This window comes from Vreelandella zhaodongensis (genome assembly GCF_013415115.1).
Taxonomy (GTDB): domain Bacteria; phylum Pseudomonadota; class Gammaproteobacteria; order Pseudomonadales; family Halomonadaceae; genus Vreelandella; species Vreelandella zhaodongensis.
Genome location: NZ_JACCDD010000001.1, coordinates 28,914 through 47,662, shown reverse-complemented (window position 1 = coordinate 47,662; position 18,749 = coordinate 28,914). Strand labels below are relative to the sequence as shown.

At 53.3% G+C, this 18,749-nt stretch carries 14 protein-coding genes; 1 reads left to right on the top strand and 13 read right to left on the bottom strand.

Features of this window, described 5'->3' with window-relative positions; genetic code table 11:
- Nucleotides 1–3: 3 nt before the first annotated feature.
- From rsd to yrfG, 9 genes are all read right to left on the bottom strand, one after another.
- Nucleotides 4–492 carry a sigma D regulator gene (gene rsd / locus HZS79_RS00205; protein ID WP_162218312.1) on the bottom strand — a complete coding sequence of 163 codons (489 nt, stop codon included), beginning with the start codon at nucleotides 490–492 and terminating at the stop codon, nucleotides 4–6.
- A gap of 133 nt (nucleotides 493–625) precedes the next feature.
- Entirely contained in the window at nucleotides 626–1,126 is a 501-nt protein-coding gene (locus HZS79_RS00200) for a disulfide bond formation protein B (RefSeq protein WP_162218313.1), read from the bottom strand.
- Nucleotides 1,123–2,763: a glutamate--cysteine ligase gene (gene gshA / locus HZS79_RS00195; RefSeq protein ID WP_162218314.1), complete on the bottom strand. Its 1,641-nt coding sequence runs from the start codon at nucleotides 2,761–2,763 to the stop codon at nucleotides 1,123–1,125. Before gshA ends, HZS79_RS00200 begins: the two co-directional genes overlap by 4 nt.
- 141 nt (nucleotides 2,764–2,904) lie before the next feature.
- A complete protein-coding gene (locus HZS79_RS00190) occupies nucleotides 2,905–5,262 on the bottom strand; it encodes a Tex family protein (RefSeq protein ID WP_179926752.1) in 2,358 nt (785 codons plus the stop codon).
- 66 nt (nucleotides 5,263–5,328) lie between these two features.
- Complete coding sequence (gene msrB, locus HZS79_RS00185) at nucleotides 5,329–5,826, bottom strand: peptide-methionine (R)-S-oxide reductase MsrB (RefSeq protein ID WP_179926751.1); 498 nt, start codon at nucleotides 5,824–5,826, stop codon at nucleotides 5,329–5,331.
- 147 nt (nucleotides 5,827–5,973) lie between these two features.
- The gene (locus HZS79_RS00180) at nucleotides 5,974–7,530 is read right to left on the bottom strand and encodes a phosphoenolpyruvate carboxykinase (RefSeq protein ID WP_162218317.1); all 1,557 of its coding nucleotides are present in this window, start codon (nucleotides 7,528–7,530) and stop codon (nucleotides 5,974–5,976) included.
- Between the two features lie 310 nt (nucleotides 7,531–7,840).
- On the bottom strand, nucleotides 7,841–8,716 hold the full coding sequence (gene hslO, locus HZS79_RS00175) for an Hsp33 family molecular chaperone HslO (RefSeq protein ID WP_179926750.1): 876 nt from the start codon (nucleotides 8,714–8,716) through the stop codon (nucleotides 7,841–7,843).
- Nucleotides 8,717–8,776: 60 nt separating this feature from the next.
- Nucleotides 8,777–9,166, bottom strand: a complete 390-nt coding sequence (gene hslR, locus HZS79_RS00170) for a ribosome-associated heat shock protein Hsp15 (RefSeq protein WP_162218319.1) — start codon at nucleotides 9,164–9,166, stop codon at nucleotides 8,777–8,779.
- Nucleotides 9,166–9,843 carry a GMP/IMP nucleotidase gene (gene yrfG / locus HZS79_RS00165; protein WP_162218320.1) on the bottom strand — a complete coding sequence of 226 codons (678 nt, stop codon included), beginning with the start codon at nucleotides 9,841–9,843 and terminating at the stop codon, nucleotides 9,166–9,168. The genes hslR and yrfG overlap by 1 nt, the downstream gene beginning before the upstream one ends.
- A gap of 73 nt (nucleotides 9,844–9,916) precedes the next feature.
- Here yrfG and nudE point away from each other — a divergent pair, with 73 nt between their 5' ends.
- Nucleotides 9,917–10,531, top strand: coding sequence for an ADP compounds hydrolase NudE (nudE, locus tag HZS79_RS00160; protein WP_179926749.1), 615 nt, complete (start codon nucleotides 9,917–9,919; stop codon nucleotides 10,529–10,531).
- A 182-nt stretch (nucleotides 10,532–10,713) separates the two neighbouring features.
- Here the strand turns inward: nudE and HZS79_RS00155 are convergent, their stop codons facing one another.
- The 4 genes from HZS79_RS00155 to lon all read right to left on the bottom strand — a co-directional run bounded on the left by HZS79_RS00155 (nucleotide 10,714) and on the right by lon (nucleotide 18,642).
- Nucleotides 10,714–11,766 (bottom strand): oxidoreductase, encoded by a 1,053-nt coding sequence (locus tag HZS79_RS00155; protein WP_179926748.1) that lies wholly within the window; start codon nucleotides 11,764–11,766, stop codon nucleotides 10,714–10,716.
- Between the two features lie 110 nt (nucleotides 11,767–11,876).
- Nucleotides 11,877–13,721 (bottom strand): dihydroxy-acid dehydratase, encoded by a 1,845-nt coding sequence (ilvD, locus tag HZS79_RS00150; RefSeq protein WP_162218361.1) that lies wholly within the window; start codon nucleotides 13,719–13,721, stop codon nucleotides 11,877–11,879.
- A 141-nt stretch (nucleotides 13,722–13,862) separates the two neighbouring features.
- Nucleotides 13,863–16,028: a methyl-accepting chemotaxis protein gene (locus HZS79_RS00145; protein ID WP_179926747.1), complete on the bottom strand. Its 2,166-nt coding sequence runs from the start codon at nucleotides 16,026–16,028 to the stop codon at nucleotides 13,863–13,865.
- 154 nt (nucleotides 16,029–16,182) lie between these two features.
- A complete protein-coding gene (lon, locus tag HZS79_RS00140) occupies nucleotides 16,183–18,642 on the bottom strand; it encodes an endopeptidase La (protein ID WP_179926746.1) in 2,460 nt (819 codons plus the stop codon).
- Between the last annotated feature and the right edge of the window lie 107 nt (nucleotides 18,643–18,749).

The following is an 18,749-nucleotide window of genomic DNA, read 5'->3' as shown; positions in this document are numbered from 1 at the left end:
GTGCTAAGCAGGTGACTCCATCTGCTTAGGGCTGTGGGCGGCGTGCAGGCGAACAATCAACTGGTCTTCAAGTGCAAAACGTTCAGTGAGGCCTTTCGCTAAGCGATCAATCCAGGCGGGTAAACGCACTAGATTTTGCTGGCAGCGCACTGGTGAGGCAAAGTCTTCATCGAACTCCAACACCATTGCCGTCGACATCTCTAAGCGCTCAAGTAACTGTGCAGCAATCAGCAGCGCCGCTTCGTCCTCAAATGCTTTCGCTTCTTCAGCTAACTGTGGATAGATTTCAAAGTGCCCCGCACTAATGTAGTCCATCAACAGCTCGCTGAAGCTATCAATACGCGCTTTGCTTACTTCTTCAAGCTCGGCATCACAGGCGTCTTTCAGCTCAATAAAACTGACCAGAAGCGAGCGGCGCTGATCCAGCCAGCGGTCGATCAAACTATGCACGCCCCCCCAGCGCTCCAGGGCATTTTTGCAATCTTCGAGCATGGGGCTTTCTCCTTGCAGATAGCCGCCTTCAACAGAGTTAGACTCGCGCGTCCATGGTCAACTGTCAATCCTGGCGGGTACGGTTTACTTAATAAAATGATACCAATCAATATGCCAGAACCTTAGCACTTTTTTAACGCTTTTTTACAGACCATAAAATGCGTAGAGGCGAAATCGCCAGCAACAAAAAGCCAATCAAGGTCCAGGCAGGTAGCGACAAGCCTAGCAACATAAAATCAATTTCCGCACATTCGCCTGACCCCGTCAGCACCATGGCGACCACTTCTTGCATAGGCAAAATGTCCATCATGTACTCAAGGCCTGGCCCACACGTGGGCACTTGATCGGCAGGCAAGCTCTGCAGCCAGACATGCCGCCCAGCAATAAAAGCACCCGTGCCTACCACAGCTAACCCCAGCACACCGTAGATAACTTTGCCTACGTTACCGCTGGGATTATGAATAGCGGCGATGGCTAACACTATCCCCGCGGCAATCACCGCTACTCGTTGAAATACGCACAGCGGGCAAGGCTCTAGCCCCATAATGTGCTCAAGCCCCAACGCTACGGCCATCATTGCTACGCAAAAGATGAAGCCTGCTAACGCGGCTGGACGAACGGCTGATGACGTCATTGACCATCCTCTGGTGAAATCGCAGACAGCGCTCTAGACTCACGCGCTTTGGTAAAATAGCTATTGAGAAATTCGCTAAAGCTCACTTGGTCGGCGGCTTCAATATCGTGTTGCTGCTGGTGTGAGGTCTCAATCAATTGAGCAAGTAAGGCTTCACGGGAACGCAGCATTGGCGTGGACTTAAGCTTATCCGCTTGTTCTTGAGCTAAGTGCAATAGCATATCGCTTAGTGAACCATTACCGGCTTCCAAGTGCGCCAGCACTTGCGCCGACGGGGTTAGTGACGGGTCTTCAAGACGCGGCGCTAACGCCTCCAGTGCAGCCGCGTGGGGAGCCCCTTCTTCCACTGCATCCAACAAACGTGCTACCTCGGCCATTTCAGCAAATATATGCCCGCCCCACTCCCGAACGGAGGTCGTTTCGCCGTTGTGTACTAGGCGTAGCGCCGGATCGCGGCCACGCTCTACCACTAAACGACGGTTGTCGTCTAAACGATCACACTCTTCATCTGAGATCCACGAGCTATCGCTAAGCAGACACCACATCAAGAAGGTATCGACAAAGCGCATCTGGGTTTCGGTGACCCCCAGCGGATCAAAGGGGTTGAGATCCAAACAGCGCACTTCGATATATTCCACCCCACGTGCTTCGAGCGCCTGACTGGGCGTTTCGTTGTGCTTGGCGACTCGTTTGGGGCGAATGTCACTGTAGTATTCGTTTTCAATCTGCAGAATATTGGCATTTAGTTGCTGCCAGTCATCGCCGTTCTTTACGCCCAGCTTTTCGTAATCGGGCCAGGGGCTTGAAATGGCATGGCGCAGCGTGTTGACGTAGTTAGATAGCGAGTTAAAGCAGATTTTAAGCTGCGACTGTACTTTATTCTGATAGCCCAAATCCGACATGCGTAGCGTGGTCGCATAGGGGGCGTAATAGGTGTCGTCGCTCAGCGACTGCAGCTTTTCAGGCACGTTACCTGTCGGCAGGAAGCTTTTATCGATAGCTGGTGATGCGCCAAATAGGTAAAGCAACAACCAACTATGTCGACGAAAATGCCGGATCATGCCGAAATAACGCGTAGAGCGATAATCGTTAAAGGGAATATTGGTGGCTTTTTCCATTTCACGCAGGCCGTGCCACATATCATCGGGTAACGATACGTTGTAGTGCACCCCTGCAATAGCTTGCATGATACGCCCGTAGCGCACATCCAGCCCTTTACGATAAACATGCTTCATGGTGCCGACATTGGAGCTTCCGTAGTCAGCAATCGGAATACTGGCGTTCCCAGAGAGCCGAGAGGGCATGCTACCGGGCCAGATCCACTCGTTTTCTAAATGATGATAGGTAAACGTGTGCAGGTCGGATAAAAATGCTAGCGCCTCTTTAGGCTCTGAATACACCGGCGTGATGTACTCCAATAACGCTTCGGAGTAATCCGTCGTGATATGCGGGTGGGTTAGCTTTGAACCCAGCGCGTGGGGGTGCGGCGTTTGAGCAATATGACCGCTGGCGTCAACGCGCAGCCCTTCTTTTTCCAATCCGCGACGCAGGCGACCTAGACGGCCTAAGCGTGCGCTGGGGAGCAAACGCTCTACCTGGGCGGTCAGCGCAGATGGCACAGTGAGAGGTTCAGACAAAGTGAACACTCCTTCTTAGTAAGGCCTGCTTAAAGCAGGCCTTGTTGAAATCAGCTGGCATCGCCATATGTTTTATCCTGCTTTCTACTCAGCGTAGAAAGCAGGATATGGCGGCAACCGTTAAATATTCAAGACGCGCGACTATTTGCCCTGCTTTGCTTTGAGTAGCGCTGCCCCCAGTGCTCCCATCGCAGCAGGCGCTTCGCTGGACGTGTTGCCTTGACGCTGGCCACCCTGTCGATTGTTGCGCGTCGGCTTGCGGGGTTCGCTGCTAGTCGTGGCACTCGGTGCGTTTTGCACTTGCTCTGGCTCGTCGTCCAAGCGCATGGAAAGCCCTACTCGCTTGCGGGGTATATCGACACTCATCACTTTAACGGTAACGATGTCGCCCGCTTTCACGACACTACGCGGATCATCAATAAAGCGATCGGAGAGCGCTGAGATATGCACAAGCCCATCTTGATGAACCCCCACATCCACGAAAGCACCAAAATGGGTCACGTTGGTGACGGTACCTTCCAGTACCATTCCCAGCTTAAGATCCTTGAGGGTTTCGACCCCTTCACGGAATTCAGCCGCTTTAAACTCAGGGCGCGGGTCACGGCCAGGCTTATCCAGCTCTTTGAGAATATCGCTGACGGTAGGCACACCAAAACGCTCATCGGCGAAGTCGGCGGGTTTAAGCGCTTTTAGCGTCGCACTATCACCAATCAAACCTTTAATATCTCGGCTATTCTGCTTAGCGATACGCTCTACCAGGGTGTAAGCCTCTGGGTGAACGGCGCTGGCATCCAGCGGATTTTCGGCGTTACTAATGCGTAAGAAACCAGCGCACTGCTCAAACGTTTTTGGCCCAAGACGGCTAACTTCCAACAGCTCTTTACGACTTTTGAAGGCACCTTGAACGTTGCGCTGGGCAACAATGTTTTCCGCAATGGCAGCACTTAGCCCCGCAACGCGGGAAAGCAGCGCACTCGATGCGGTGTTGAGATCCACACCAACCGCGTTCACGCAGTCTTCTATAACCACTTCCAGGCTGCGTGACAGCTGCACCTGGGAAACATCATGCTGATACTGGCCCACACCAATGGATTTTGGCTCGATTTTCACCAGTTCCGCGAGCGGGTCTTGCAAGCGACGGGCAATAGAGACAGCGCCACGTACGGTGACATCAAGATCGGGTAGCTCCCGGGAAGCGTATTCCGACGCAGAGTAAACCGACGCACCCGCTTCAGACACCATCACTTTGCTCAACCGATGCTCGGGCGCTAACGCTTTCAGCAGATCGCCTGCCAGCTTGTCGGTTTCACGGCTGGCGGTACCATTGCCAACGGCAATAAGTTGAACGCCATGCTGTTTAACCAGTTTAGCAAGCACGTTGAGCGATTCGTCCCAACGATTTTGCGGCGCATGGGGATAAATAGTGGCTTGGTCGACAAATTGCCCCGTCGCATCGACTACCGCTACTTTGCAGCCGGTTCTCAGGCCTGGGTCAATGGCTAAGGTGACCTTCTGCCCGGCAGGCGCTGCCAGCAAAAGATCTTTGAGATTGGCGGCAAACACTTCGATAGCAGTTAGCTCTGCCTGCTCACGTAGGCGACCTAGCAACTCGGTTTCAAGCGCGGTGTAGAGTTTGACACGCCACGTCCAGCGCACGACTTCGCCCAACCATTTGTCGGCGGGGCGGCCTTCATCGCTAATACCCACCTGCTTGGCAATGGTCACTTGAGCCGGGTGAATCGGCGCGTCCTCTTCGCCAGGCAGGCGAATCGCCAGACTCAGAATGCCCTCGTTGCGACCACGGAACATAGCAAGCGCACGGTGAGAGGGCACTTTGGCCAGTTTTTCGTCGTGCTCGAAGTAGTCAGAGAACTTCGCACCCTCCTGCTGCTTGCCGTCTAGCACACGGGCACTTAGTTCGCCCTCTTGCCATAACCGTTCACGCAGCTGACCAATCAGTTCAGGGTCTTCAGCGAAGCGCTCCATTAGAATTTGCTTAGCACCATCAAGGGCGGCTTTGGCATCTTCAATGGCTGGAATATCGCCTTCCGCCGGGCGCAGGTACTCCGCTGCTTCGCTTTCGGGATGAAGCACAGGGTTGGCCAATAGGGCATCCGCCAGTGGCTCTAGCCCCGCTTCGCGCGCAATTTGTGCTTTCGTGCGGCGCTTTTTCTTAAACGGCAGGTATAAGTCTTCCAGACGCTGCTTAGTTTCAGCTGCCTGAATCGTTGCTTTCAGCGTGGCATCCAACTTGCCCTGTTCATCGATAGCCGCCAGTACGGCTTCACGGCGCTCTTCCAGCTCGCGTAAATAGCGCAGGCGCTCATCCAACTGACGAAGTTGAATATCATCGAGGGCACCCGTTACCTCTTTACGGTAACGGGCAATAAACGGCACGGTAGCGCCACCATCCAGAAGCTCTACCGTGGCGGAGACCTGTTCAGGCCGTACGTTTAGCTCATTGGCTAAGCGCAAAATAATGCGTTGTTTGACATCCATAACGTGCAACTAACTCATGCAGCATTCGAGGTGTCGACAAGGTACCACAATCGCTGCTTAAACGCCTCAGGCAGCGATAAACCGCAACGCGACGCCGTTGTTGCACCAACGTAGGCCAGTGGGCTCGGGGCCATCTCCAAAGACGTGGCCTTGATGTCCGCCGCAACGAGCGCAGTGGTATTCGGTGCGCGGCCATACCAGCTTGAAATCCAGCTTGCTAAGCAAATGACCTTCAACGTGCTCAAAAAAACTGGGCCAGCCGGTACCTGAGTCATATTTCATCGCACTGGTGAACAGCAATAAATCGCAACCTGCGCAGCGATACTCCCCTTCCCTAACTTCTTCATCCAAAGGGCTGGAGAACGCACGCTCTGTCCCTTCCTTGCGCAGCACATGAAATGCTTCGTCGGAAAGACGTTCACGCCATTCATCTTCGCTTAATTCAAGCGTCTCCAGACCAGGAGCTGCTTCAAGATTCAAACGAGGAAAGCCAAACGACACACCAGGGATAACGCCAGCTAACCCAGTCAAACCGGCAAGGCCTAAAAAGTGACGACGCTTCATATAAACCCCCTTTCAAAATGTAAGGGAAATAGGCAATAAATAGGCAATAAAAAGGGGCAGCGCGTTAGCACTACCCCATTATGACTATTTAGTTGTTCAAGCGTTCGACAACTTACACTCTAACGTGCAAATTAGGTTAATTATCGATCAGGTTAACTGTGGACCTGCTTTGATAATCGCGTCATTAACGCCTTCAAACTTCTTAAAGTTATCGACGAATTTAGTGGCCAGATCTTGAAGATGACGATCGTACGCATCCTTGTCAGCCCATGTTTCGCGAGGGTTGAGCAGGCTTGAATCTACACCTGGTACAGCCAGCGGCACTTGCAGGTTCAGCCCCTCAACAAGCGTGGTCTCAACGTCACGTAACACGCCTGACTGAATGGCACTAATAATGGCGCGAGTCGTCGGGATAGAGAAGCGTGAACCTCCTTCACCGTAGGCACCGCCTGTCCAGCCAGTATTGACGAGATAAACCTGGGCATCTTTCTTATCTACCCGCTTGACCAGCAGGTCAGCGTATTCGCGTGCGGGACGCGGGAAGAAAGGCGCACCAAAACAGGTAGAGAACGTGGCGGCCAAACCTTCTGAAGAGCCCATTTCGGTCGACCCTACTTTCGCGGTGTAGCCTGACAAGAAATGGTAAGCGGCAGCTTCTTTAGAAAGAATCGATACAGGCGGTAGAACACCTGACATATCACAGGTCAGGAACACAATGGCATTGGGCTCGCCTGCCAGGTTTTCTGGTACGCGCTTTTCAACGTGCTCTAACGGGTAAGCGGCACGGGAGTTCTGGGTCAGGCTATCGTCAGCGTAATCCGGCTCGCGACGGTCATCCAGAACGACATTCTCCAGCACGGTACCAAACTTAATCGCGTTCCAGATAACCGGCTCGTTCTTCTCAGAAAGGTCGATACACTTGGCGTAGCAGCCACCTTCCATGTTGAAGACAATACCGTCGCCCCACGCATGCTCATCGTCGCCAATCAGGTAGCGCGCTTGGTCAGCGGACAGAGTGGTTTTACCGGTGCCAGAGAGGCCAAAGAACAGGCAGGTTTCACCGTCTTCACCGACGTTAGCGGAGCAATGCATCGGCAGTACATCGGCTTCCGGCAACAGGTAGTTCTGCACCGAGAACATGGCTTTCTTCATTTCGCCAGCGTAGCGCATACCGGCAATCAGCACTTTGCGCTCAGCAAAGTTAATAATGACGCAGCCATCAGAGTTAGTACCGTCGCGGCTGGGGTCACACTCAAAGCCCGCTGCGTTAAGAATTGTCCACTCATCTTTAACCGCAGGATTGTAGGCTTGAGGGCGTACAAACATGGTACGGCCAAATAGGTTTTGCCAAGCGGTTTCAGTGGACACGCGTACCGGTAGGTAGTGTGTGCTATCGCTGCCCACATGCAGCTCTGCCACGAAATGCTCACGGCTACCCAGATAATCTTCTACTCGAGCCCAAAGCGCTGAAAACTTTTCAGCATCAAATGGGCGGTTAACGCTGCCCCAGTCGATGCTATCGCGGGTGGATGGCTCATCGACGATGTAGCGATCCTTCGGTGAACGCCCTGTGCGCAGGCCGGTGTTTACCACCAGCGCACCGTTAGCCGACAGGCGGCCTTCACCACGGGCCACGGCGCGCTCGATCAGTTCGGCGCTACTAAGATTAACGTGGGCTTGGGGAGCGGCTTGAGTCGTGGTCATGTCGATTCCTGGGTCTCGAATTTACCGGGCGTCACCGACGCCTTGAGAAATCATCTCAGCCCCGTATTGTTTCCAATAGACATGGGCTGAGTGCGCTGAAGTCCGGCGCATTATGGCAAAAAGAAAGCCCCCAGGAAACGGGGGCGTTAATCAAATATCTTGTAGTTAAACTACTACAGCGACACCATATTTTGTGTTGCGGCGCAGTAAATATTCAAACAGACGTTCGACAGGCGACCTGTAGCCTTTACTATACCTAGTACGCTGCTAAAACGGTTTTTAGGACCCATGTTCAGCTGCGACTACAGAACTAGTGGATTACGGGAGGAGGTGCGTCTGGATTTTCTAATAAAATCTCAATATCTGCAGCTGTGTAGTGATATTTCGTATGGCAAAAGTGGCATTGTGTGTCGATAGCGCCCTCTTCGCGCAAAATATCACGCAGCTCTTCTGCCCCGAGCGTGTAAAGCGCGTGACTCATTCGCTCCCTAGAACAGGTGCAACCAAAGCGCAGTGCTTTAGGTTCGAACACCCGCACCGTTTCTTCGTGATAAAGACGGTACAGCACCTCACGCTGCTCAAGCCCTAGCAGCTCTTCCGTCTTGATAGTATCGGCGAGATGAACGCTACGCTCCCAGGCATCGACATCTTGATTTTGTGACGCATCAGGCAAACGCTGAAGCAATAACCCACCAGCTCGTTCGCCGTCTGCCGACAGCCAAAGGCGGGTTGGCAGCTGTTCTGATTGGCCGAAGTAGGCCTCGAGGCAGCCACCTAGCGTATCGTGATCCAGCGCAACAATGCCTTGATAGCGATGTCCCTCCCGTGGGTCGAGGGTAATCACAATTTGGCCTTCGCCGACCAGCTCTCGGAAACTGGCATATTCACTGGGGAGCACAGCGTCTTCGGCAATACGCGCGATGGCGCGTAATTCTCCGCCAGGGTTGGACTCGGCCATCAACAGCGACAGCGTTCCCCGGCCACGCACTTCAATGCTCAGCGTGCCGTCTAGCTTTACCGTGTCCGTTAGCAAGGCAACGGCGGCAAGCAACTCACCTAACAGCTCATTAACCGCTGGCGGGTAGGCATGGCAGTCTAGTACCTCATGGTAGGCAGTACTAAGCGTAACGATTTCACCGCGTACGTTAGTTTGGTCGAACAGGAAACGCTGGATTTGATCAGACATAACAAGACCGTAGAAAAAGGAGAAAGCTTGGGTGGCGGGTAAGTATGAACGCGATGGCGCTCATTCGCCCTGTTGGCGCTGGAAGCGATGAATATCACGCCGCTGTTTTTTGTCGGGCCGCTTAAGGGGATGCTGCATCGCCTCGTTGGTCAAGCGACGCACCTCGGCCTCTTTCGCACGGCGCTGGGCGCTTTCTTCGGTTTCAGCGTAGAGCTTGCGCGCTTCTGGCGCACCGCGTCGCTGGTCAGAAAGGGCGATGACTTCGACCTCAAAAATATCCCAGCCTTGAGGGACACGAATGAGCGCCCCTAGCTCGACATTTTTACTGGTTTTTACGCGGGCACCGTCATAGTGAACCTTGCCACCTTCTATGGCTTTTTTGGCCAAGGCGCGGGTTTTGAAAAACCGCGCAGCCCATAGCCACTTATCTAAGCGAACGCTGTCGCTCATTAACGCTCTCCTCGCTGCCCAGGTAGGTTGTCTGGCAGCAGTTGGGCAAACCGATCTAGGGCAATAAACTCTTGCAACTCTTTTTCAGGCCGCTGGCTATTAGGCTGTTTAATACCCAAAAGATATTTAATGCCAAATTCTCGGGCACTTTCAAGCACGCTGGCATTGTCATCAATGAATAGCGTACGCGCTGGATCAAACGGCTCGCGTTCTTGAAGTGCGAACCAGAATGCTTGCTCTTCTTTAGCAGCACCCACGTCTTCTGATGAGATGATGGCATCGAGGTAGTTTTCCAACCCCGTTAACGGCAGCTTAAGCGCTAAACTGGCGCGGTCGGCGTTGGTGGCCAGTACAACGCGCGGATGAGCTTTCTTCAGCCATGTTAGAAAGTCCAGAGCATCACTGCGTAACCCAATCAGGTGCTGCACTTCGCGTTTTAGAGCCACAATGTCGACGCCAAGCTCTCGGCTCCAGTAGGCTAAGCTGTACCAATTCAGTGTCCCTTGTTCACCAATGATGCGGGCGCGCAGCGCTTCCTGGCTAGCGACATCTAACTGATGAAGCTCGACATAGCGCTTCGGCAGATGCTCTAGCCAGAAGTGGCTATCGAAATGCAGATCCAGCAGCGTGCCGTCCATATCGAGCAAGACGGTATCAATCCCGCGCCAATCAATCATTGCTGCTCCAGTCTTAAAAGAGAGTAAGCGTGCTATTGTAGCGTAACCCGTTTTTTGCAGCCACGGAGGCATGATGTCTAACTACGAATCATCACCCGGCGACACCCACAGCGGCTACCCTCGTAAGCCGCAAATTTTGGCGAGAGAGAGCGTCGCCAAGAGCCGTTTATTTCATATTGAGTCGCTTGATTTGCGCTTTTCAAACGGTGAGGAACGCCAGTTCGAACGCTTGACCGGCGCTGACCGGGGCGCAGTGATGATCATTGCCATGCCCGACCCGGAACATGTACTGCTTATCCGTGAATATGCTGCTGGCTTTGAAGATTATGTGCTGACGCTGCCAAAGGGATTGGTTGATCCTGGCGAAGATATTGTCACCGCTGCCAACCGTGAACTAATGGAAGAGTGTGGCTTTGGCGCGCACCGCATTGAGCCGCTAGTAGAGCTTTCGTTAGCACCCAACTATATGCGCCACCGCATGCAGGTGCTGATGGCCACCGACCTTTATCCCAAGCGCCTGCCAGGCGACGAGCCAGAACCGTTGATTGTCGAAACCCACGCCATTGAAGAGCTACCCGCCTTGCTATTGCGGGACGACTTCCATGAGGCCCGCGCCATCGCCGCACTCTATATCGCCAGGGATAAGCTGCGCGAAGAGAAACGTGATAACGCAATGGATTTGTTGTAAAACCGCGCTGCCTTTGCGAGTGCGCTAATGCTTACACCGCACTACAAAACCTATGAATCCAGTGGGTTATGTAGCGAGAGATAACGCCTCTCGCGAGGAACGAGCGTAGGCGGCACCCGCGAGAGGCGGCGGAACGACGCCGGCAGAGCATTTACTCCAGCACTGAGCCGCCGTATTGGTGCTTACAAATGATGCTTAAGCGGTATCCAGCGGCGTTGGCGGTGACTATCTAGGCCAGCTTCCAACAGCGTCATGCTGCGTAGCGCATCATCAATATCGACAGGCAGCGGTGTATTATTGCGAATCGCGGCGGACACGCCTTGATAATATGCGAGGTAGTCGCCCGCCTGGGTATCATGCTCGTGGCGAATCAGCGGCGCGTCTTCCGTTTCACCCTCACGAAGGGTCAGCGTGCCAGGAGAGTCATCGCCCCATGCAGGCGTAGGCGTCTCACCGGCTTTTAAACGATCCTCTTGCGGATCTAAACCATATTTAAGATAGCTGCCTTTTGTTCCATGAATGCGGAACCGCGGTGTTGGTTCAGCGATCAACGCACCAGCACTAAGGCTAACGCGGCAACCGTCGTACTCTAACAGCGCTAAAAAGTCATCATCTACTGTAGCGTCGTCTCTGCGCACGCCTAGATCTAGCATGATGGCATTCGGCATCCCAAACAGCTCGCAGGCTTGGTCGAGCAAGTGCGGGCCTAAGTCATACCAAATGCCACCACCAAGAATGGCTTTTTCGCGCCAGCGATCACGCACTTCAGGCCGAAAACGATCAAAACGCGACTCAAACCCCGTGATACGCCCTAAGGTACCGGCTTCCAGCAACGCTTTAACCGTGAGGAAGTCACTGTCCCAGCGACGGTTGTGAAACACCGACACCAAGCACTCTTTATCAATGGCCAGCGCTTTTAGCTGCTTGGCTTCTGACAGCGTGACGGTAAACGGCTTATCAACCACCACGTGCTTACCTGCCATCAACGCGGCCTTGGCTAGCGGAAAATGCGTGTCGTTAGGCGTTGGAATAACGATGAGGTCAATGTCACTGCGCTGGCATAGCGCCAGCGCTTGGCTTTCAACCTCGACATCTATATCAGCATGCACTTTAGCGGAATCGCTGGAAGATACTGCCACCAGATCCAAGCCTTCTGTGGCCTGAATCAGCGGCGCATGAAACGTTTTACTCGCAAAACCATAGCCAACGAGGCCGACGTTAATAATCGCCTTCATTACATTCCTTAGTCGTTTTGACGGTTTGCATTGGGCATAAAGCAGTCCAAATAAAGCAGTCCACATAAAACAGCCCGCTTTGCACGGGCTGTTTTACATAGCGCCTAGTCTTAGTCGAGCTTGGAAAGATCGCGAACCGCGCCTTTGTCTGCTGACGTTGCCAGTAATGCGTAGGCTTTCAGTGCGGGCGTTACCTTACGGGGACGCTGCTCTACGGGCTTCCAGGCGTCTTTGCCTTTGGCCTCCATCGCCTCACGGCGTTTCGCCAACACAGAATCAGACAGTTGTACGTTAATCGTGCGGTTGGGAATATCGATCAAAATAGTATCGCCCTGCTCGACCAAACCAATCGCGCCACCCGCCGCTGCTTCAGGGGAAACGTGGCCAATGGAAAGCCCAGAAGTACCGCCAGAGAAGCGGCCATCCGTTAGCAGCGCACACGCTTTACCTAGCCCTTTAGATTTTAAGTACGAGGTCGGATAGAGCATTTCCTGCATGCCAGGGCCGCCTTTAGGGCCTTCGTAGCGAATCACCACCACATCGCCTTCTTTGACTTTTCCATCCAAGACATTGGCTACCGCTTGGTCTTGGGATTCAACAACGTGGGCTTTGCCTTCGAACACGAGAATCGAGTCATCAACGCCTGCCGTTTTAACCACGCAACCATCGAGGGCGATGTTGCCGTAAAGCACAGCCAAGCCACCTTCTGTTGAGAACGCATGCGCTAGGTCGCGAATACAACCGGTCGCCCGATCACCATCTAGACTTGGCCAGCGGGCGCTTTGTGAGAAAGCCGTTTGGGTCGGAACGCCACCAGGGCCTGCTTTAAAGAATTCGACCACCTCAGCGTTTGGCGAGCGCATAATATCCCACTCTTCCAGCGCCGCTTTTAGGCTATCGCCGTAGACAGTCGGCACTGACGTATCCAGCACACCCGCGCGATCCAACTCGCCTAGAATGGCCATAATACCACCCGCGCGGTGAACGTCTTCAATATGGTATTTCTGGGTATTCGGGGCCACTTTACATAGCTGCGGCACTTCCCTGGAAAGCCGATCAATATCCGCCATGGAGAAGTCAACTTCCGCTTCCTGAGCCGCTGCCAGCAAATGCAGAATCGTATTCGTGGAACCACCCATGGCAATATCTAACGTCATGGCATTTCTGAACGCGGCTTTATTGCCAATCGCACGGGGCAATAGGTGGGCTTCGTCACCTTCGTAGTAGCGCTTGGCCAGCTCCACAATGCGGTGGCCCGCATTTTCAAACAGGCGGCGACGGTCAGAGTGAGTCGCCAGCACAGTGCCGTTACCGGGCAACGCCAGACCTAATGCTTCCATTAGGCAGTTCATAGAGTTGGCAGTAAACATGCCCGAGCAACTGCCGCAGGTGGGGCAAGCACTGCGCTCGACTTCTGCCAGGGTTTCATCATCGACACTATCATCAGCCGCCATAACCATAGCGTCGACAAGGTCTAGTCCGTGATCTAGCAGCTTGGTTTTGCCCGCTTCCATGGGCCCGCCCGAGACAAAAATCACCGGAATATTGAGGCGCATGGCAGCCATCAGCATCCCAGGGGTAATTTTGTCGCAGTTGGAAATACACACCAGCGCGTCGGCGCAGTGGGCGTTACACATATACTCAACGCTATCGGCGATAATATCGCGGCTGGGCAGCGAATAGAGCATGCCGTCGTGACCCATCGCGATGCCGTCGTCTACCGCAATGGTGTTGAACTCTTTAGCAACACCGCCTGCTTTTTCAATTTCACGTGCGACCAGCTGACCCATGTCTTTTAAGTGAACATGGCCCGGCACAAACTGAGTAAACGAGTTCGCAACCGCAATAATGGGCTTATGGAAGTCGTCATCTTTCATACCGGTGGCGCGCCAAAGGGCGCGGGCACCGGCCATATTGCGGCCAGCAGTGGTCGTACGGGAGCGATACTCGGGCATGGTGTCCTCTACATCTTTATCATGGCCTGCCGCATTCTTGGCGACAGGCAAGTGAATCCAGCGGCCTTAGATTGTGGCATGAGCGCACCGCGGAGACTAGATGTTGAGAGAAACAGCCTTGCTGCCTTACCCATCACAGTGTTAAAACGTTTCCCACTGCTCTGAGGGAGCTTGGTTAGCCAGCCCCCTTGCTGCAGAGCCTCCCCCTGAAGGCAGGCTCAGTGACGCTTTACGCTGCGCTTGATTAACCTGCTGTAGCTTTTCCCGGGCAGAATGGACATTTTCTTCCTGAGCACCTTCCAATCGGAAGGCATCCACCACATTCGCCAACTCAAACGTCTCTAGCGCTAAGTTATCGGCAGAAGCCGCGATGGTTTGTACCTTGGTGGCATTTTGCTGAGTCACATTGTCCATCTCGGCAATCGCGGAGTTAATTTGGCCAATGCCGCTGCTTTGCTCGCTCGAGGCGGTGCTAATGGACTCCATTAGTTCACTGACACGGCTAACCTGCTGCATCACATTGTCGATGGCAAGCTCAGCTTGTTCAACCGCGCCGCGCCCACCACTGACTTCTTGTGTCGTGCTATCGATCATCTTGCGAATCTCTTGGGCCGCATCCGCACTGCGGCTTGCTAAGTTGCGTACTTCACTAGCAACCACCGCGAAGCCTCGGCCATGCTCACCGGCACGAGCGGCTTCGACCGATGCATTGAGTGCCAAGATATTCGTTTGGAAAGCGATCCCGTCAATGACGCCTATCATCTCCGTCATTTTTTCAGCGCTTTGAGCAATACGCTGCATTCTGGCGACTAACTGCTGCATTTGCTCTCGGGTATCGCGGGTACTTGAGGCATTCTGCACCGCCAGCTCCGTCGCTTGGCGGGCGTTCTCAGTGTTTTGCTGCACCGTGGAAGTCATCTCTTCCATACTTGAGGCCGTTTGCTGCAGTGAAGACGCCTGCTGTTCGGTGCGAGAAGCAAGCTCTTCATTTTCGGCAGCAATTTGCTGAACGGCAGGCGTGACCACCGACACCCGATGCTCTACGTCACCGACAATGCTCGCCAAGCTAAAGCGCATGGTGTCCAACGAATAAAGCAACTCGCCCAGCTCGTCTTTCGTTTCACGACGTTCGCGTGCAGCTAGATTACCTGCTGCGATTTGAAAAGTAATATGCCGCGCCCCTTCCACACTGCGCAGCACAGATCTTAAAATCACAGCACTGAGACCTATCATTAAGAGTAAACCAATGACCAACAACGCCACTTGGGCCACCAACATTTGCTGACGCCCCTGCTGCGCCTTACCGACCAGCGCTTCGGCACTTGCCCGCTCATCACTGACTAGCTGACTGCTGCCTTCTCTTAACTGCTCAGTGGTAGGCTGTACGCCGTCGTTAAAGGCTTCGAAAGCGGCAAATCCGTTTGCTTCGCTGATCGCTGTCATCGCGGTATCAACGCTGTTACCCCATTCAGCTAATCCAGAGTCAAAGGTTTGTAGGCGCTCTGCACTGGCATTGCTGTCGGTAAGGTACTCGTTCCAAAGCGTCTGTATTGACTGGGAGTACTCATTAACTGATGCGGTTACCGCTTCAATATCGACTCGACGGGGATTGCGCACAGCAGGTTCCAACAGGGTAATCACCTGACCAATTTGGCGCTCTAACCGCTGAAGGTTGGCGACCGCTTCTAGCCCTGTGCGGTTTAATGTATCTAGGCGCTCACCAGAAACCGTTAAGCCGTACATTCCCAAACCACCTGCCAGCCCTAACAAAATAAGTGACGCCACTACCATGCCCGTTAGCTTAGCTTTTAGGCTATTAAACTGAAAACGCGCCAAAAAGCCCCCCAGCCCACGGCGTTTAAGCGCGCCTTGGGACAGTGTGTAACGGCGAGACTTGCCTTTTTCGCGTATTTCTTTATAGACGGTTTCAGCCAGCGCAATGCTGTGGGCTGGTGCCTTACGACGCACCGAGGTATACCCCACAATACGGTCACCATCTCTGAGCGGGGCCACAGTGGCACTGACCCAATAGTGATCGCCGTTTTTACGGCGGTTTTTGACCGTCCCCTGCCAGGTTGCACCTGACTGAATGGTCTTCCAGAAGTCTGCATAGGCCGCTTCGGGCATATCTGGGTGGCGAATTAAGTTATGGGGAGCTCCCATCAGTTCATCGCGGGTATAGCCACTTACCTCGACGAAGGCTGCATTCGCGTAGGTCACGTTACCCTTCAAATCTGAGCGTGAGATCAGCACCGTCTCATCATCGAGCTTATACTCGCGCTGAGTAACAGGTTGGTTATTGCGCATGCAGAGAGCCTCCCTTGAGCCTTTTTAATTTTGATTTGCTTCTATTATCCTCTGTTGCAAGCGAATTTAACCTTTGAATAACTATGCAAAAGCGCCGCACTCTTCAGTGCGGCGCTTTAACTAAACGGTCGTTTTTTAGCTATAAATGAATGACCTAGGTGAACACCACATTGGCCACATCACGATAGCGGTTGGCAAAATGCACGGTCATTCCTTCTTTCAAATAATCGGGAAGCTCTTCATAATCGCGCTTATTAGCCTCTGGTAGTATGACCTCAAAAATATCGCTCCGCCGCGCGGCGATGATTTTCTCTCGAATTCCGCCGACGGGTAGCACTTGCCCAGTTAAGGTCAACTCACCTGTCATTGCCAAGGGGCGATCAATCGCCTGATGCTTAGCAAGTGAGAGCAGCGCCGTGGTCATCGTGACACCTGCCGACGGGCCGTCTTTGGGCGTTGCCCCTTCCGGCACATGCAAGTGGACAAAGGCAGAGTCAAAAAAGTCGGCATCAGCGCCATATTCCTGCAAATGTCCCAGCGTGTAGCTGTAGGCAATATTGGCAGACTCTTTCATCACATCGCCAAGCTTACCGGTCAGCTTAAAGCCACGATCCAGCGCATGGACTTTGCCCGCCTCGATGGGAAGCGTCGCGCCCCCCATGGAGGTCCAGGCCAGGCCAGTCACAACGCCTTCGCCTTTTAGCACTTTCTCTTTGCGGAATAGAGGAGCCCCCAGAAACTCTTCCAGGTTTTTGACCGAAATTTTTACCGTCTCTAACTGCTCTTCCAGCAGCCTCACCGCTGCCTTACGGACAATACGATGTAACTGCTTTTCGAGTTGGCGGACGCCTGCCTCACGTGCATAACCATCAATCACCTGCTTGAGCGCGGCATCCGTCAAATTAATCCGTTTTTTAGGCAAGTTGTCGCGTTTAAGCAGCTTCGGCCATAAATGATGCTTAGCGATCTGCAGCTTTTCCTCCGCGATATAACCTGAAAGGCGGATCTGCTCCATTCGATCAAGAAGTGGCCCAGGGATGGAGTCCAGGGTGTTCGCCGTACAGATGAACAACACCTTGGATAGATCCATACGGACATCAAGATAGTGATCCAGGAAGTCGACGTTTTGCTCGGGATCAAGCACTTCAAGCAAGGCAGAGGCGGGATCTCCCTGGAACGATTGGCCCAACTTATCAATCTCATCCAGCATTATCACTGGGTTTTCGACTTCAACTTCTTTAAAGGCCTGTACCAGCTTGCCGGGCATTGCGCCCACGTAGGTACGACGATGGCCTTTAATTTCAGCCTCATCGCGCATACCACCAACGGAAAAGCGATAAAACTCTCGCCCCAGCGCTTGCGCAATGGAGCGGCCTATCGAGGTTTTACCCACTCCAGGCGGGCCGACTAACAGGACAATAGAGCCGCCAACATCCCCTTTAAATGTGCCTTCTGCCAGGAACTCTATAATTCGTTCTTTGACATCTTTTAAGCCATCATGATCACGGTCTAACACTTCTCGCGCATGCGCCAAATCAAGCTTATCCTGGCTTGTGACACCCCAGGGTAGCGAGGTGAGCCAGTCAAGATAGTTGCGGGTAGTGCCGTACTCTGGCGAGCCGGTCTCCAAAACACTCAGCTTATTCAGCTCGTCATCAATCCGCGCTTGAACACGCTCAGGCACCACGAGAGATTCGAGACGATTTCTAAAGGTATCGACATCGTTTTCACGATCATCTTTAGAGATACCCAGTTCACGCTGAATAACTTTAAGCTGCTCGCGTAGGAAGAACTCCCGCTGCCGCTCCTGCATTTGAGCATTTACCTGCTCACTAATTTCGCTTTGCAGCTGGGCAACGTCAATTTCTTTGCGTAGCAGCGGTAGAACTTTATGCATACGCTCAGCGACTGACAACGTGGCAAGCACATCCTGCAGCTCTGGGCCTTTGGCAGAGGTGATAGCGGCCGCGAAGTCCGTCAGTGGGCCGGGCTCGTGGGGACTAAAACGATTGAGGTAGTGCTTTAACTCTTCGCCATACAGCGGATTAATCGGCAGTAACTCTTTAATCCCGTTAATAATCGCCATGGCGTAGGCACGTGTTTCTTCATTTTCAGCGTCTACCGGCTCTTTTGGGTAGCTTACTTCAACCAGGTAAGGCGGCTCTTTAGATAGCCAACGCTGAATCTTAAAACGCTTGACCCCCTGAGCGATAAACTGGATCTGTTGATCTTCGCTCTGGAGCTTATGTACTTTGACTGCCGTGCCAATGGCCGGAAAACCCTCGTGATCTAACGACTCAACGCCCTGCTCGCCCACAAAGGCAACACCAATCGTGTGGTGGGGCGTATTCCCCACTCGACGCATGGTCTCTTCCCAGCGTTCACGGTTGATCACCAGCGGCTGCACTTGGGCGGGAAAAAATGGCCGATTATGAATTGGCAGTAGATAGATACGCTCAGGAAGCATATCGCTGGCGGGCACTAACGAGTTAACTTTTTCACCGTCTGAACGATGCTCTTCACTGTCAGAGGTGTCATCTTGCTGCGCGTCTGGCTCATCATCCGTCAGCCAGTCGAGGTGTTCATTATCGCGGTCGTAATCCTGGTCGCTCATGCGCCCTCCCATCAACAGTGGCTAGCGGCTCGAACCGCTTAGCGTTGCTTATGGAATGTGGGCACAGAGCGGAAACTTCAACCCTTTTAACCATTAGAGATGGCTGA